Below are 16,599 nucleotides of genomic sequence, written 5' to 3' on the forward strand. Positions count from 1 at the left end.
TCCCACAGACTCTCTGATAACCCGATGGTTATGCTGATTTGCGATTCTGCTCGGCATACAATGCATCGAAGTTTACCGGCGCCATCATCAGTGGCGGGAAACCGCCCTTCACCATCAACTGATCAATGGTTTCACGAAGATAGGGGAACATCACTGCGGGACAGGCCGAACCCAGCGCCTCCGCCTGCTGTTGAGCGGGAAAACCGGAAATCATAAACATCGCGGCCTGATCAACCTCTGCCACGAACGCCAGTTGATCCTGGTTTTTCGCCGTGACCGAAACTGACAGCACCACCTCATAAAGACCTTCTTCAATCTGCTCAAAGGCTGTGTTGAGATCCATCGTTACCGTGGGCTGCCACTCTGAGCGGAACACCCTGGCTGAGTTGGGTGATTCGAAGGATGAGTTTTTAACATAGATCTTCTGCAGAGCAAAAAAGGGCGAGTCTGCGCCCTGATGCTGTTGGTTGTTATCTGACATGGGATACTCCCTTGCTAGTTAAGAGGGTGGGAAAAGTGAGTGACTTATGTGCGCGGTGAGGAAAACTTCCGGCCAACTGCGACCGGAAGTGTGTCCTATCCAAGCCGCTTCAATTACGCGTTAACCGGGGCAGGCAGATCCAGCCAGTCAAACAGCGCAGGAATATCGGGCTGGAAGTCATGAATCACTGGATACCAGGGCGTTGGCGCTTCGATATCATGCATCACACCACAGGTCGGGCAGTAGTATTCACGGTAGACCTGCCAGTTGGTGTCAGGCGCCATCAGCTTTGGATAAACCTCCTGCATCTTCTCCTCATCATCGCGCACATACACCAGCGCATTGAGTTTCCAGTTAGTGCGGTAGTCACCAAAGTCATGACCACAGGAGCACTTGGTCACCAGGGTTTTATCGGCGGTGGTTTCGGCCAGATAGAGGTGCGGGCCAAACGCCATGATGATCTTATCGTCCCAGGACACCTGATCCTGCAATACGGACATATAGTTGGCATAACGCTCTTTGTCCTTAGGCATGGACAGCATCATGTGCAGGGTATCCCAGTCGAGGCTGCCTTTAACCAGATCGGACACCTGTTTTTTTGTGAAATTTGACATAATCGGTCTCTCTTTATTGTTTTTAGATTTGAGTTTGTAGAACTGAGTTTCAGAGTTGAGTTAATAGCTTTTTAAGGTGATCAGGAGAGGTGCCGGGCACCCCTCCGTCAATCTTTTACTGCTCAGTCATGATTACAGGATGTACATCAGGCAGTTCGCTCAGGTCCATGTGATGCTTGGCACCAAACATAGGAATACCCAGCTCTTCCTCTTTCAGCTCCCAGCTGGCCGGCAGATCCCAGAATGTTTTGAACTCATTGAGGAACCGCTCTGACAGGTGGAAGCTGGAGGCGAACATCTGCTGCACCTGCACCGAAGCATCCTTATCGATAATGCGCTGGCGCTCAGACTCCATCCATTGACGGGTAGGCTTACCCCGGGCGATCCGGGCTTTACGAATCGCGCCACGCTGGGCAATGGTTTTCTGACCATCCACCGTCCAGGTGCCATCCTTATCCTGCGAAATCACCACGCCGTAGACCTTTTCGGCAAACTCCGGCAAGACGAAGTTCTGGTTCAGATCGTTTTCAACATCGGCAATAGCACGGTCCAGCGGATCACCAAATCCCGGGCCGCCGCGCAGATAGTTGAGATAGAGATCGCCATTTTCAAAGATCGCTTCGGTGGTAATACACTGTTTATCCCGTTTCACCAGTGCATCAGGCCCCAGGTGCTTCTCAAGCTCACACTGGCCCGGATCACGGTCTTTACCCAGCGGCAGTGATTTACCCTCCTGGATCCGCTCCAGCAGACCGGTGTTATGGGCTTCAAAACGGTATCCGGTTGCCGCCGGGTAGCCACCCATCAGACCCCAGTCGCTGTTCATATAGCCGTTGCCCATGAAGAACATAGTCCAGTCGGCAGATCCCCAGACCATACGCAGAGTTTCAAAGCCCAGACCACCACGATACTTACCGTATCCACCGGTGTTGGTTTTGATGGTGCGGCCCATATAGAGCAGCGGCTCAGCCAGTTCCCAGATCTCGATATCCCCCATATCGCCCTCGGGGTTCCAGATCGCCGCCGCATGGTTCAGACCATCTTTCACTGCGCAGGCACCGGTACCACAGGCGGCGGTTTCAAAGCTGTTGACCGCATGGATCTCGCCCTCCTGGTTGATACCACCGCCCTGTAGCCAGTTACAGGGGTTTGAGTTACCGGCATTCACCTCTTCCAGATAGCCACGGCCAAAGTAGGTACGGCTGATACCGCGCCACAATGAGCTCCAGGAGGACACCAGGAAGTGCCAGGCATCCGCATGGGCGGTACGTCGGTCATCCGGGTTGGTCCAGGTACCTTTTGGCAGACGGAACTCGGTGGCGTAACGGGCACCATCGTTGATCCGCTCGGTGGGTACCAGCGACTGGGTCATCATCACCCAGATACCACTGGTAAAGGCGACCGGGTTGGCGTTATAGGTGTGCCAGCCCCAACGACTGCAACCTTCAAAGTCGAGACGCCAGGTGGCATCCGGTTTGACGGTAATCTCACAGGGGGCATGCATAATGGTGTCAACTTTGGCAAACGGTGATGGCACCGCCACATCTTCATGGGCATAAGGCACATCCACAAAAGCCACGGTTTTGATCTTACCGGGAATGGTCATCGCTCTGATCCGGCTCACCAGACCCCGGCGACCGTCCTCAATCACCTCGGTAGCGAACTTCTCATAGGCTTCCATCCCCTCTTCACGCACCGTCTCTTCCACCAGATCACGGATCATGTGACAACCGGCAATGCGGGTTTTTTCATCCAGAATCCAGTAGTTCGGCGTGCGCACATTGCGCTGACTCTCATGCAACCAGTCCCGTAGCGGAGTATCGTTGACACCGGTTTTACGGCAGGTGATCTGCACCCCGTCGCCAAAGCGCTGAATCTGACCATTGGACATAGAGCCCGGGCCTACCGCACCCACATCGATGACGTGAGTAACACCGCCGACCCAGCCGATCAGATTGCCTTCGTGGAAGATCGGCACAATAGTGGCGATATCACAGGGGTGCACGTTACCGATCTGACAGTCGTTATTGGTGAACATATCACCGGGGTTAATACCGGGGTTAGCTTCCCAGTTGTTCTGAATCATATATTTAATGGCCGCCCCCATGGTGCCCACATGGATAATGATCCCGGTTGAGGTGGCAATACAGTCACCGGCAACGTTGTAGAGGGTGAAACAGAGCTCACCCTCCTGTTCGACAATCGGAGAGGCGGCAATTTTCTTGGCGACCTCGCGGGAGTTAACCAGCCCGGCACGCAGCTTGGAGAAGATCCGCTCATAGCCGATCGGGTCAGACTCTTTGAACTCCAGCGTCTCCAGGCCGTTATAATGACCGGTCTCTTCCGTTCTTTTCAGAATCAGATTACGATGGTCATTCAGTGTCAGCCCGCTCGGTAACAAACTGGCTGGTCGGGTACCTGCCCCATTTATTTTTTCTTGAATAGTCATCTGTTTTCCTCAATTTCTTGTATTTATTATCGGATTACTTGGATTCAATCAGGTGGAATAGACGGTTCACGTCCAGGAAGGTCTCAAAGCCGGGTGGCACCACATAGGTTGTGGCATCAGACTCAATCACCGCAGGCCCTTTAACCTCATTACCCGGTTGCAGCAGCTCCATTTTGAAAATGTCAGCGTCGACCCACTCCTTCTCGTAATAGAACGGACGGGTACCCTGACGGGATTCCTCAGAGGGCGTTGGGCCAGCATCCGGTTCTTCTGGGATATTGGGTTTCTTAGTGACCACCGAGCCACGCATAATCGCACCGGTAATGCCATATCCCAGCTCAGGAGAGCGGGCGGCATCGGCGTATACCCGGGCGTAGGTATCGTTGAATGACTGCACCAGCACATCCCAGTCTTCAGCGCCGGAGAGCACCGTCAGCGGCGAATCGATCTCCAGATCGTTCAGTTGTCCCAGATACTGCATGGAGTATCCCGGTGTCAGCGTCACCTCTTCATCCTTAAAGCCGTTGATGCGGAACTCTTCCAGCACCTTGTCACGCAGCTCATTCCAGGCAGCCTGCAGGGTTGTAGTGGCGTCAGCGATCTCACCTTGAGTCGATTCATCAGTGATACCGATATCAACACTCTTGTCATAACGGTATTCAAAGTCAGCCGTGGCACAGCCAAAGGCGGAGAAGCCCGCAGCCCATGCGGGCACGATGGTTTCCTTAAAGCCCAGCCCTTTGGTGTAACCGTAAGCGTGTACCGGGCCACCACCACCGTAAGAGAAGCAGACAAAATCGGTCGGACTGTAACCCTTACCGGTGATCATCGCCCGCAGATGCTGACGCAGCGACAGATCCAGCAGCTCGATAACACCTGCTGCCGCATCCTCTACTGACAGTCCCAGTGGATCAGCGATCTGACGTTTAATTTCACGCCGGGCACGGTCTACATCCAGCTCGAGAATGCCACCGAGGAAGTTTTCCGGGTTGAGATAACCGAGAATAATATGGCAGTCGGTGACAGACACCGTATCAACACCACCTTCAGGCCAGCAGGTGCCGACACGATAACCGGCGCTGTCAGGCCCCAGCTTGATCGCATTTGCATGGGGGTCGATACGCACAAAACTACCCGCACCGGCACCGATGGTATCCATCGCCACCAGCGGCAGAGACAGCACCAGTCGCGCCATATCGCCATCTTTATGGATGGCAAAGTTGTTTTTAGTAATCAGCGCCATATCGAAACTGGTGCCGCCAATATCGGAACAGGCGATGTTTTCATAACCCAGTTTTTCACCCAGGTATTTAGCCCCGATAACCCCGCCGATAGGACCCGATACCAGCGAGCGGGCCAGCTCTTTGGCTTTCCAACTGATGGTGCCGCCATGGCTGGCCATCACCCGCAGGTCAAACTGACCGCCTACCGCTTTCATGCTGTCACTAATCGTGCCCAGCGTTGCCCGTGATGGCTCCGCCGCATAAGCTTCCAGAATGGTGGTGTTGGTGCGATGGCTCTCTTTCCGTACCGGGTAGTAATCCACCGATGCGAATACCGGAATATCCACACCCATTTCGCGGGCAACCTCTTTACAGGCATCGCGCACCGCTTTCTCATGGTCTTCGTAGAGATAGGAACTGAGCAGACTAATAACGATCGCCTGACAGCCCTGTTCAATCAGTTCCCGGGCCGCTTCACGGGCTTCATGCAGACGCACGGCAATCACCACATTGCCCTGAGAATCCACCCGCTCGGTCACCCCGCGGGTATCCTTAATATCCACCAGTGGCTCATCATAACGGTGGGTATTCAGGTGGATCCGGTCTTCAAAGGCATAACCCAGATAGCTCTGGATCGCCCGTCCCATGCGATGAAAATCTTCAAACCCTTTACTGACGATCAGACCGGTGCGCAGCCCTTTACGGCCCACCACCCGGTTAAGCATGGCGGTACCCGAAAAGACACAGGTGACCATCTCCGGAAATACATCCTCAACCTTACGGTCCCAGTGCGCCAGCGCATCAGTGCTGGACTCCAGTACCGCCTGTGATTCATTGATATTACTTTGCGCCTTGCCAACGACAAACTCCCCATCGGCCCGCACAAAGAATGTATCGGTCATAGTGCCGCCGGCATCTATCCCAAGAACTTCAACTGGATTAGTTAATTGATTCAAGATCGTATCCTCATGTTATTTTTATTGTTTCTGCTTACCCGGTGAGATCTGCCGGTGTAAGTTCTGCAATCAGCCGCAACTGATCGGATTGTTAAATTGCACCGGCCATGCCAACAGACAAATATCCATACAAAACAATAAGTTAAAGTTTTAATATGCCTATGTGACTGAAAAAGCACAGATAAACAGTTCGATAATCGGTCGGTCATCGACCGTTAATCAGACGCTTATCCAGACAACGGAATCACTGCAGACGCAGATAGGGGAATAAGATCCATCCGGGGAATAACCGCACAAAAAATAGACAATTGAAAAACCCTGGCGGTAGGTTCAGAATAAAACAACGCATCAAGAACTATAAAAATAAAACTATGAATGCCACGAATGTGAAAACTACCCTGCGAGGGTCTGCTGCAGTTGAGCATCCCCGGAAGATAGCCAAAGCCAGAGAGACGCTCCTGAGTCAGGGCTCACTCTCTGATGATTCTGTGCGCCCGCTGATCCGGGCCTCATGGCAGCGCTGCGTGTCAGACTCGGTCAATCCGCTGGTGGCCAATCAAACCATCGAACTGGATGAGCAGCAGCTGGAGTCTCTGAAAGAGAGTTACCGCGAACTGATCTCCGCCTCAGAACCGATTATGCAGGATGCCAAAGAGTTGCTGGCGGATTCCGGCACCATTATGCATCTGGTGGCACCTTCAGGAATGATTCTGTGCTCAAACGGTGATGACCATACCCGCGATCTCGCCAATGATTTCAGCCTTGTGCCCGGTGCCAACTGGAATGAAAGTGTGGCCGGAACCAACGCCATCGGCACTGCCCTCAATGTTGGCTCGGCAGTACAGGTGCATGCCTTTGAGCACTTCTGCGAAAACATCAATAACTGGACCTGCTCTGCCGCAGTGATCCGGGACCCGTTCGAAAACAAAATACTCGGGGCGGTGAATATCTCCGGTCTGAAAAACACCCTGCATGACTACTGCCTGGCGCTGGCGGTTTCCGGTGCCCGGCGTATTGAGGGGCAGCTGGCACAACTACAGATGGCTAAACGTGATCTGCTGTTAGGGGTCACTCTGGATCGCTTCGGAGCCCCGGGTAACGACGGACTGCTGTTGCTGGATCTGAATGGACGCCTGGTACGTACTAACCATCAGGCCGTTCGCGTACTCGCCTCGCGCGGCCTTAAAATTGACCTAAACCCCAGCAATCCGATACTCACACTCAATGAAGAGGGCCGATTTACTGAACGCTCAGCTGCTATCCTCGATCAGCTCGATCCGCAATGGATTGAACCCCTGATACATCAGGGGGAACAGATCGGCTATATTGCAGTGATCCCTTTCCCAGCGCCTCGCGCGCCCTCTGTTGCGATAAAAAGCGGACCACCAGCCGCCAATCAGGATACCGGCAGCGGTTTTTCCAGACTGGTGGGCCGCAACCCTATGTTCATCAAATCGATTCAGCAGGCAGCCCGGCTGGCAAAAGCACCGATTCCGGTGTTGTTACAGGGGGAAACCGGTGTGGGTAAAGAGCTGTTCGCCAGTGCGATGCATGAGATGAGCCCCGCCAGCAGCCAGAAGTTTATCGCCCTTAACTGCGGTAGCTTATCCCGAGACCTGCTCGCCGGAGAGCTGTTTGGCTACGTTGATGGCGCCTTTACCGGCGCCCGACGGGGCGGCATGACGGGTAAAATTGAAGCGGCCAACGGTGGTACCCTGTTCCTGGACGAAATCGGTGAGATGCCACTGGATCTGCAACCGATGTTCCTGCGGGTACTGCAGGAATCAGAGATCTGCCGCATCGGTGAGACACAACCGCGCAAGGTTAATTTCCGCCTGATTGCGGCGACCAACCGGGATCTGGCCCAGGAAGTTGCTGAAGGACGCTTCAGAATGGACCTTTACTATCGGATCTCGTCGATGACCCTGACGATTCCGCCGTTAAGAGAGCGCAGGGATGATGTTGTCTTGCTGGCAGAACATATTCTTGCGGGGCTGGCAGAACAACATGGTGGGATCAGAAAGCAGATCAGTCCTGAACTCCGGTCACTGCTCGAAAAACACCTCTGGCCCGGCAATATCCGTGAGTTAAGCAATCTGATCACCGCCGCCTATTTTCTCACCGATGCGGAACAACTCAGCCCCGAAGACCTTCCGGCAAACCTGATGTTGCAGCCAGGCACGACAACAGTTACCGCGCCAGCGGATGCAACAGCAGACGAAACTGATAACCCGCTGAATCAGGCGGAAAGAGAGGTCATCTGCCGGGTGATTCAGGAACAGGGAGGCAACCTCACCCGTGCAGCCCGACAACTGAATATCGCCAAAAGCACGCTGTATATCAAACTACGTAAGTATGGGATTGACCGCTCTGCCTTAGGCTAACCGGATGTCACAGTAGGGATCAGCATAACAACTCAGAGAACAATCAGGAGAACTATCCGGCGCGAACCAATCCACTAACCTGATCCCGGTAGCCAGGAAAGACCTGCTCCTCAATAAAGCCCCGATCCAGTCCCATATGCTGATGCAGCACACCCGCAAACAGCGCCCGCATATCCAGCGTCGGCTTAAGATCGCGGCCTTCATACAGGTTTTGTTTCGCCAGTCCCGGCCAGTCACTCTGTACACGCCCGCCGTTAACCGCACCGCCCAGCAAAAAGGCCGCGCCTCCCACACCATGATCAGTACCGGACGTCCCGTTCACTGCAACGGTGCGGCCAAACTCAGTGACAATCACCACCGCTGTCTGATCCCAGACAGAGCCCATATCCTGTTTTAATCCTGCCAGCACCGTATCAAGTTCACGAAACCGGTTCGCCAAACGGCCTTTTGTGGTGCCCTGCCACGCGTGGGTATCCCAGCCACCGCAGTCCATCACGGCAACTCTGGGGCCGTCGTCACGGATCAGAAAACGGGCTGCCGCTTTAGCCACTGTTTTCAGGTTGTTACCGCCCCTGAGCTTTCCCCCCATGGAGTTAATCATCTCATCCGCGTTGAAGCCCGCCCGCACCTTGGGGCCAAGGTAGCTGTCCTGTTCATATAACGCCATTAAACGCTGCAAGGTGTCTTCATCAGGATCGGGTAGCCGATCCGGAGCCCAGGCCCCCACAGGCACTGCTCCCTGCACAATACGGGGGATGCCTGCCCCCAGAGAATAGCCATACTTTTCGGGATTACGGCCTTCACTTAAACCTTGTAAAGCCCTGTATAACCAACCACTTGCACTGCCTGCAGGGTTAGTCAGACCGGTTTCCAGCACATCCTGCGCATAAAAGTGTGAGCGTTTGGCGTAGGGTGGCGCAATCGCCTGAAACAACAAAGCCTCCCGCCCGGCGTACATCTGCGCAAGGTTTTCAAAAACCGGGTTTAAACCAAAGAATCCATCCAGATCGATCACCCCTTCAACCGTATCTGGCGTTCCCAGCGCCAGTTTGCCGCGGCCGGACCGATAAGCTGGATCACCATAAGCTGGCACCGCAGCCAGACCATCCATCCCCCCTCTTAAGATCAGCACCACCATACGGGGATCGCGGTGGTCCTGAGCAAAGGATATTGGCGTCGTGAAGCCCAGTGTTAAAACAGCACAGGCTTTTATAAACTGACGGCGGTTAATTGCTGATGCCATGATTATCTCCACTGAAATTCTGGTGAGGCTAACATCAGCCCGGCCGCCTGTGCCGGACTTGCTGCCCGCTTCATTGCCAGCTGTAAGTCACCCGCATCTGTTGGCAGCATTGCAACGGCCTGCTCAATTTTATGCAGCCCGGTATTGGCAGAAGCCCCTGTTGCCAGTCCCCATTCGATCCGTTTTTTCAAAGCACTGGCAGAACTCCAGTAGCGGGTATCATCCGGCCACCCGGCGGGAGACCCGGCAAAAAACGGTCGCTGATTCAGGTTGACTAAACCAGACCTGATAAGCTTTCTGATACGTCCGTTAAACGGCAGATCAAAGACCCTGACCGCCGACAGAAGGTATTCGTTAGGCGTTTTGAATTTTTTATGCGCAGGGTCCCAGGCGGCCTCAAGATTGACCAGCGTACGGTGCAGGGTCGGCAGATGGCCCCGGCTGTCCAGAAAACTGCGCTCCAGAATACTGATAGCCTCAGGCGGAGGGGTATCAGAGATAAAATGTGTTGCCAGCTTTGTTGCCAGAAAGCGCGCCGTGGAAGGATCCAGCGCCAGATCAATTAATGCGGCTCTGCCCTGCTCTAATCCCTGAAAGTCATAGTGACGGCCCAGTAAAACCTGAGGACCCGGTTCATGATTTTGTTTATAGAAAAAGAACTCTCCCTGTTTAATAGCCGGGTTCCTGTTGTTATAGCCACCAAATCCCCAACCGGTAATCATCTTCGCCAACGCCTGAACATCCTGCTGCGTATAGCCTCCGTTAACACTCAGGGTATGTAACTCCATAATCTCGCGGGCTAAATTTTCATTCAGCCCCCGCTTAGACCTTTTACCCGCAGGCGAGCCAGGGCCGACAGAGTTATTATTATCCAGATAAAACAGCATCACCGGATGGGACACCACCGCCAGCAACATATCGGCGAAAGAGCTATCCAGATGCGCCCGAATCGCTTCATTTTCATAAGCAACACTGGCCAGCGAAATCATCCTTTTGCCTTTACGGGAAACACTGAAATGATTGCTATAAAACTGGACTAGCCGCTCTCTGAAAGGGGTTCGGGTATGTGCTGCATACTCAAAACGCTTAAAGAAGTTACTCTGTTCCTGCGCTGCTAATCCCCGTTGTAGTAACGTAAGCTCCTGAGCCCTGTTTTCAGATTCCTCACTGCCCATCAGCCGCTTTCTCTCATTACGCCACTCATAAAAAGCGCTTAAGCTGGTCGCTGCATCAGGAACCTGAGGGCCCGGATCTTGTTCGACTTCGAGCTGTTGCTGCAGCCACCCCTTAGGATCAGCGGTAGCAGCATTCAGATCTAACGGCCCGGCACCTAATCCAAAGCGGTTCATAGCGCGATACTGAGAAAATGTTGTCACCCCGGTTCTCCCATGGTTTGAGGCAAGCGATCACTACGTAAAGCGGGCGAAGAAAATTTATCGATTATCAGCTTAATAGATTAAGCCGGCGATGCCAGACAAAAAACCGGTAATACTGCCCGGTTATGTTTCACATCTGTGTAGCGGTATTGAATAAATGATCGGCGCCATCATGGTTAAGACACCTGCCGGAATGATCAGTTCAGGAATAGTGCCCGGTTCTGCCGGGGCTATGATATCGGCGAAGTGGAGTGCTGGATGCATTTTCCGGCTCCGCCGATATAACCCTGTTGAGGTATCGCGTTCGTTTAAGCGCTTCAGACTTTGAACAGCCCTACCTGGCCATGCATACCTTCAGAAAGCGTATGCAGTTTACGGGATCGTGCCAGCCGGGTATCGGCATTTTCCAACATCTGATCGGCAATCATTTTGATCCGACTGGTATTCTCAGCAATACCACTGTTAACCATACTCTGCTCCTCGGTTGCGGTTGCAATCTGAGCAGACATATCGCTGATATTATTGACTGAATCGGTTATCAGAATCAGCTGTTCATAAGCCTGGTTCGCCTCTTCAACAGAGCTCTGAGCCATCGCTTCACTGCTGGCCATAATAGATACAGCCTGTTGCATGGTTGACTGCAGTGTCGCAATCATATTGCGTATATCCGCGGTGGATACAGTGGTTTTTTGTGAAAGACTACGAACTTCATCGGCCACCACCGCAAAACCACGGCCATTGTCGCCTGCCCGGGCCGCTTCGATTGCGGCATTTAACGCTAACAGGTTGGTTTGCTCTGCTATTCCCTGAATTGTCCCCAGAATCGAGTTGATCTGCTGTGAGTGTTCACTCAGCTTAAGGATGACCTGCGATGCCGTACTCACCTCTCCCGCCAGATCACCAATCGAATCCCGGGCTTTCATCACTACCGCCTGACCCTGCTGACTAAAACGGGCACTTTCACTGGCGGCATGGGAGGTGTTTTCAGCATTCGCGGCAATATCCTGCGTCGCCGCCGACATCTCCTCGACTGATGTCGCTACCAGAGTAATCTGATCCTGCTGCAGTTTGACCTCATCCATAGAGTTATTGGCGCTCTCTGCTGCGGCATCAGCACTGGTTTTCAGATCACCCGACAGGCCGACAATCTGTTGAATGATCGATTGCAGCTTTTCAATAAACTGATTGAATGACCGGGACAACTCACCGACCTCATCATTTGATGTGATCGGTAACCGGGTAGTCAGATCCCCCTCGCCCTCAGCGATGCTTTTCAAAACCGCAGCCACACTGTCGATCGGCCGGGTAATCAGCTTGGAAAAGAAAGCACCGATGATGATAAACAGTGCTATCAGAAGCGCGGCGATAACCAGCGATAACCAGGCAATATTATTGGCCGTCTGATAAACCTCACTGGAGGGTACCAACGCCACAAAACGCCATCCCAGTGCAGAGGATTTAACCACTTTGGCGAGATAGTGTTCGCCGTTTCGCTCCACCTCCAGTAAACCAGAGTCCACCGATGCCAGTTGCTTAAACAGCGGGCTGTTCAGCTCATCGATTTTTTTAAAGTTATGCTCGGGAAAGAGTGGATCAACTAACACCGTGCCGTTGTCTTCAATCAGCAGGATATGCCCACGCTCACCAATTTTGATCTGCTGCACAATCTCCGTCAGCTGTTTTACAGAGACATCCATCGACTGCACCCCGATAACCTTGCCTGAACTGTCAGTAATCGTCTTAGCGGTACCGACGAAGGTGGCGTCGTCACCCGCCCAGTAATAAGCCTCGGTACGCACTACCTCACCAGGATGCTCCAGTGCTTTTTTATACCACGGACGGGGACGGGGATCGTACGCATCTTTCATGGCAACATCAGGCCACTGAATGTAACCGCCGTCAGCACGACCGGAATACACATAAGCCAGCCCGGGATGGGTTTGACCAAACTTCTCGTAAATACGGAACAGCTCCGCCTCCTTTCCCCCGGCACTCAGATGTGATTTGAAACTACCAGGCCCATTAAGAAAATTGGATAAATTGAAGCTGTTATCTTTCACCAGCGGAAGATCCGCCACGTAAGTTACATTATCGGCAATGGCTTTAAAAAAGAGGGTAAACGCATTATCGATCTGAGTGATCTCTTTACGACTGCTGGTTTCAAAGTTATCCAGCGCCGTCACTCTGGCTTCATATATTGAAAATGAAGAGATAATAAGGATTGGCACAATGACCGATACAGTAATGAAGGCCAGCAATTTTGTACGAATTTTCATAGTACGGCTCGGGGAATCGTTATTGTTGTGTCAGAAACATCATCCGTGACCGCTAAAGATCGAATCAGCCTGATATCGGTCATGTAACGGAGGCGATTATGGCAGAAACCGCCATACTATACTTTCGTATGACAACCAGATTGGGTAACAAAAACGACGTTAGTGCAGGGAGAAAATACCCGCCAGAAAGACAGGGCCTGAAAACTAAAACGATCTGTTTTTCGAAATCAGGCCCGGAGATGACTCGTTGTCGTCAGTATTTCGGGTTCTCTCCCTATAACCTAACGACAAAAATTACAGCGCTATCAGGTAACCATCACTCCACCGTGACCGATTTCGCCAGGTTACGCGGCTGATCCACATCGGTGCCCTTCAGACAAGCGACATAATAGGCCAGCAGTTGCAGCGGTATTGAGTAGATAATCGGTGCCATCACCGTGGGTACATCCGGCAGGGTGATCAGTTCGAGATCATTCCCGGGTTTCACCTGGGCTTTGGAATCGGCGAACAGGAACAGTTTTCCGCCCCTTGCACGCACCTCCTCCAGATTCGCCTGCAGTTTTTCCAGCAGGGAGTTGTTCGGTGCGATCGCCACGACCGGCATATCCTCATCTACCAGCGCCAGAGGACCATGTTTCAACTCACCGGCCGGGTAAGCTTCTGCATGGATATAGGAGATCTCTTTCAACTTGAGAGCGCCTTCAACGGCAACAGGATAGATAGTGCCACGCCCCAGAAACAGGGCATGGTGTTTATCGACAAAATGCTCAGCCATTTTCTGAATCTGCGGATCCAGCGCCAACACCTGCTCAGTGAGGCCAATCAGTTGCTCCAGCTGGGCAACGATCTCCTGCTCATCGTCAAAACCGTAGCGGCGCGCCAGCACCAGGGTGGTCAGCATCAGTACCACTAGCTGACTGGTAAAGGCTTTGGTTGACGCCACGCCAATTTCCGGTCCGGCATTGGTCATGATCGCCAGATCGGACTCACGCACCAGAGAGCTGCCAGCAACATTACAGATAGACAAAAATCCAAGATAGCTCTGTTCTTTCGCCTCCCGCAGTGCGGACAGGGTATCGGCAGTTTCACCGGACTGGGAGATGGTGATAAACAGTGTGCCAGGCATACACACCGTTTTGCGATAGCGGAACTCGCTGGCCACCTCCACCATACAGGGGATACCCACCAGTTTTTCGATCCAGTAACGGGCCACCACACCGGCGTTATAGCTGGTGCCACAGGCGACGATCTGCACCATTTTCACCTGATCAAACAGCTCCGATGCACCGCTGCCAAATACCTGCTCCAGCACATGTCCCTGATGGATCCGACCTTCAAGCACCCGGGCGATCACATCCGGCTGTTCATAGATCTCTTTGAGCATATAGTGACGATACAGGCCTTTATCTGCCGCATCATGACCATGCTCAAAGCGCTGCACCTCACGGGTGACAGGCTCACCGGCAAGGCTCTCAACCTTAATATCTGAGCGGGTAATGGCAGCAACATCCCCCTCTTCCAGATAGATAAAGCGATCAGTCACCTGCAACAGAGCCAGCGGATCAGAGGCGATAAAATTTTCCTCAACGCCCACTCCGATCACCAGCGGGCTACCCATGCGGGTCGCCAGTAGCAGATCCGGCTGCTGCTGATCGATAACTGCCAGCGCATAGGCGCCATCCAGCCGCTTTAAGCTCTCTTTCAACGCCACTTCAAGGCTTTTACCGGCCATCACTTCCCGGTAGATCAGGTGGGTCACCACCTCGGTATCGGTGTCGGATAAAAACTGATATCCGTCAGCGACCAGCTCTGCTTTCAACGCGGTATGATTTTCAATGATGCCGTTATGCACGACAGCAATACGGTCAGCAGACAGATGCGGGTGAGCATTACGCTGTTCCGGCTTACCATGAGTTGCCCAGCGGGTATGCGCTATCCCCAGATAACCCGGCAGAGGCGATCCGGTCAGGGCCGCATCCAGTTGTGCCACCTTGCCCACCCGCTTCAGGTGATCAAGCTGGCCTGTCTGACTATTTAAAACGGCCATACCCGCAGAGTCATAGCCCCGATATTCGAGTCGTTTAAGGCCTTCCAGCAGAATCGCTGAAATATTCCGGCCAGCAATCGCCCCTACTATTCCACACATAACTCTGCTTCCTTATGATTTTTTAACCGGCCGTTGCCAGTTATTCAGATTAGTCTGTTTAGCGCGTGTAATAGCGAGTTGATCCGCCTGAACCTCTTTTGTGATAGTAGAGCCTGCGCCGATGGTCGCACCTGCCCCCACTTTAACCGGTGCCACCAGCGCCGTGTTTGAGCCGATAAAAGCACCATCACCAATCTCAGTGGTCGACTTATTAACGCCATCGTAATTGCAGGTAATGGTGCCGGCACCGACATTGACGTCTGCCCCAACCTCGGCATCACCGATATAACTCAGATGGTTTACCTTACTACCCTCACCGATATTCGCTTTCTTGGTCTCAACAAAGTTACCAATTTTGGCGTTGTTTGCCAGATGGCTGCCGGGCCGCAGCCGGGCAAAGGGACCGATATCACAGTTGTCCGCCACCACCGCTTCATCCAGCAGGGAGTTTGCTTTGATATGGGTGCCGCAACCGATTACCGAATCCTTAATAATACAGTTGGCTTCGATGGTAACGTTATCACCAATCTCCACCTTTCCTTCAAGAATCACATTGATATCGATGGCCACATCATGACCCACGCTGACCTCTCCCCGCACATCAATCCGCGCCGGATCTGCCAGCGAAACCCCGTCCAGCATCAGTGCTTCCGCCTGACGCCGCTGATACCAACGCTCCAGTTCGGCCTGTTGCAGACGATTATTAACGCCCTGCACCTCCTGTTCGGTGGCTGGCTGAATCGCCTGAATACGGACGCCCTGTTCTGCCGCCATCGCGATAATATCGGTGAGATAGTATTCACCCTGAGCATTATTTGCGGAAAGCTGCGGTATCCACTCTCTTAACAGCGCCGTTGGCAGCGCCAGAATACCGGTATTCACTTCGGTGATTGCCCGTTGCGCATCACTGGCATCCTTATGTTCTACAATCGCTACAACATCGCCCGCATCGCTACGTACAATCCGGCCATAACCGGTCGGATCTGCCAGATTCACCGTCAGTAAACCAAACTGTCCACGCTCTGCGATCTTCACCAGCTCGGCCATGGTTTCAGGCCGGGTAAGCGGTACATCACCATAGAGTACCAGTACTACCCCATTGTCAGAGATATTTGGCATTGCCTGAGCCACTGCATGACCGGTCCCCAGCTGTTCAGCCTGCAAAGAAAACTGTACAGCCTGTCCTGACAGCGCGGTTTCTACCTGTTGCGCGCCATGTCCGATAACGATATGGGTACGGGCGTTTTCCAGTGCCTTGGCGCTATCGATCACATGCTGCAGCATCGGTTTGCCACCAATGGTGTGCAGCACTTTAGGCAGAGTTGATTTCATCCGGCTACCCTGGCCTGCGGCCAGAATAACGATATCAAGAGTATTCAAAACAGAGGTATCCCTGGTTAATTACAGCAATGGCCGATCCGGCGACCCGCTGCTGTTGACACAAACAGTAA

Annotated in this window: 11 protein-coding genes; 1 reads left to right on the plus strand and 10 read right to left on the minus strand. The window is 53.0% G+C overall.

Going from position 1 to position 16,599, the window contains the following annotated elements; all coding sequences use genetic code 11:
* Positions 1-28: 28 nt before the first annotated feature.
* The 4 genes from secB to OCU43_RS22030 form a co-directional block, all read right to left on the minus strand.
* Positions 29-481, minus strand: a complete 453-nt coding sequence (secB, locus tag OCU43_RS22015) for a protein-export chaperone SecB (RefSeq protein ID WP_091354112.1) — start codon at positions 479-481, stop codon at positions 29-31.
* 113 nt (positions 482-594) lie between these two features.
* Positions 595-1,095, minus strand: a complete 501-nt coding sequence (locus OCU43_RS22020) for an acetone carboxylase subunit gamma (RefSeq protein ID WP_091354115.1) — start codon at positions 1,093-1,095, stop codon at positions 595-597.
* Positions 1,096-1,210: 115 nt separating this feature from the next.
* Positions 1,211-3,544: a hydantoinase B/oxoprolinase family protein gene (locus tag OCU43_RS22025; RefSeq protein ID WP_091354118.1), complete on the minus strand. Its 2,334-nt coding sequence runs from the start codon at positions 3,542-3,544 to the stop codon at positions 1,211-1,213.
* A 34-nt stretch (positions 3,545-3,578) separates the two neighbouring features.
* The gene (locus OCU43_RS22030; RefSeq protein WP_091354121.1) at positions 3,579-5,723 is read right to left on the minus strand and encodes a hydantoinase/oxoprolinase family protein; all 2,145 of its coding nucleotides are present in this window, start codon (positions 5,721-5,723) and stop codon (positions 3,579-3,581) included.
* A gap of 371 nt (positions 5,724-6,094) precedes the next feature.
* Here OCU43_RS22030 and OCU43_RS22035 point away from each other — a divergent pair, with 371 nt between their 5' ends.
* Complete coding sequence (locus tag OCU43_RS22035) at positions 6,095-8,107, plus strand: sigma-54-dependent Fis family transcriptional regulator (protein ID WP_091354124.1); 2,013 nt, start codon at positions 6,095-6,097, stop codon at positions 8,105-8,107.
* A 52-nt stretch (positions 8,108-8,159) separates the two neighbouring features.
* Here the strand turns inward: OCU43_RS22035 and OCU43_RS22040 are convergent, their stop codons facing one another.
* From OCU43_RS22040 to glmU, 6 genes are all read right to left on the minus strand, one after another.
* Positions 8,160-9,350 carry a DUF1501 domain-containing protein gene (locus OCU43_RS22040; protein ID WP_091354126.1) on the minus strand — a complete coding sequence of 397 codons (1,191 nt, stop codon included), beginning with the start codon at positions 9,348-9,350 and terminating at the stop codon, positions 8,160-8,162.
* Positions 9,351-9,352: 2 nt separating this feature from the next.
* Entirely contained in the window at positions 9,353-10,726 is a 1,374-nt protein-coding gene (locus tag OCU43_RS22045; RefSeq protein WP_139203128.1) for a DUF1800 domain-containing protein, read from the minus strand.
* Positions 10,727-10,849: 123 nt separating this feature from the next.
* The gene (locus tag OCU43_RS22050; protein ID WP_261832962.1) at positions 10,850-10,990 is read right to left on the minus strand and encodes a hypothetical protein; all 141 of its coding nucleotides are present in this window, start codon (positions 10,988-10,990) and stop codon (positions 10,850-10,852) included.
* 53 nt (positions 10,991-11,043) lie between these two features.
* Positions 11,044-13,002 (minus strand): methyl-accepting chemotaxis protein, encoded by a 1,959-nt coding sequence (locus OCU43_RS22055; protein WP_091354131.1) that lies wholly within the window; start codon positions 13,000-13,002, stop codon positions 11,044-11,046.
* 316 nt (positions 13,003-13,318) lie between these two features.
* The gene (gene glmS, locus OCU43_RS22060; RefSeq protein WP_091354134.1) at positions 13,319-15,148 is read right to left on the minus strand and encodes a glutamine--fructose-6-phosphate transaminase (isomerizing); all 1,830 of its coding nucleotides are present in this window, start codon (positions 15,146-15,148) and stop codon (positions 13,319-13,321) included.
* 12 nt (positions 15,149-15,160) lie between these two features.
* Positions 15,161-16,528: a bifunctional UDP-N-acetylglucosamine diphosphorylase/glucosamine-1-phosphate N-acetyltransferase GlmU gene (glmU, locus tag OCU43_RS22065; RefSeq protein WP_091354136.1), complete on the minus strand. Its 1,368-nt coding sequence runs from the start codon at positions 16,526-16,528 to the stop codon at positions 15,161-15,163.
* Positions 16,529-16,599 lie beyond the last annotated feature (71 nt).

Source organism: Amphritea atlantica, from assembly GCF_024347255.1.
GTDB classification, from domain to species: domain Bacteria; phylum Pseudomonadota; class Gammaproteobacteria; order Pseudomonadales; family Balneatricaceae; genus Amphritea; species Amphritea atlantica.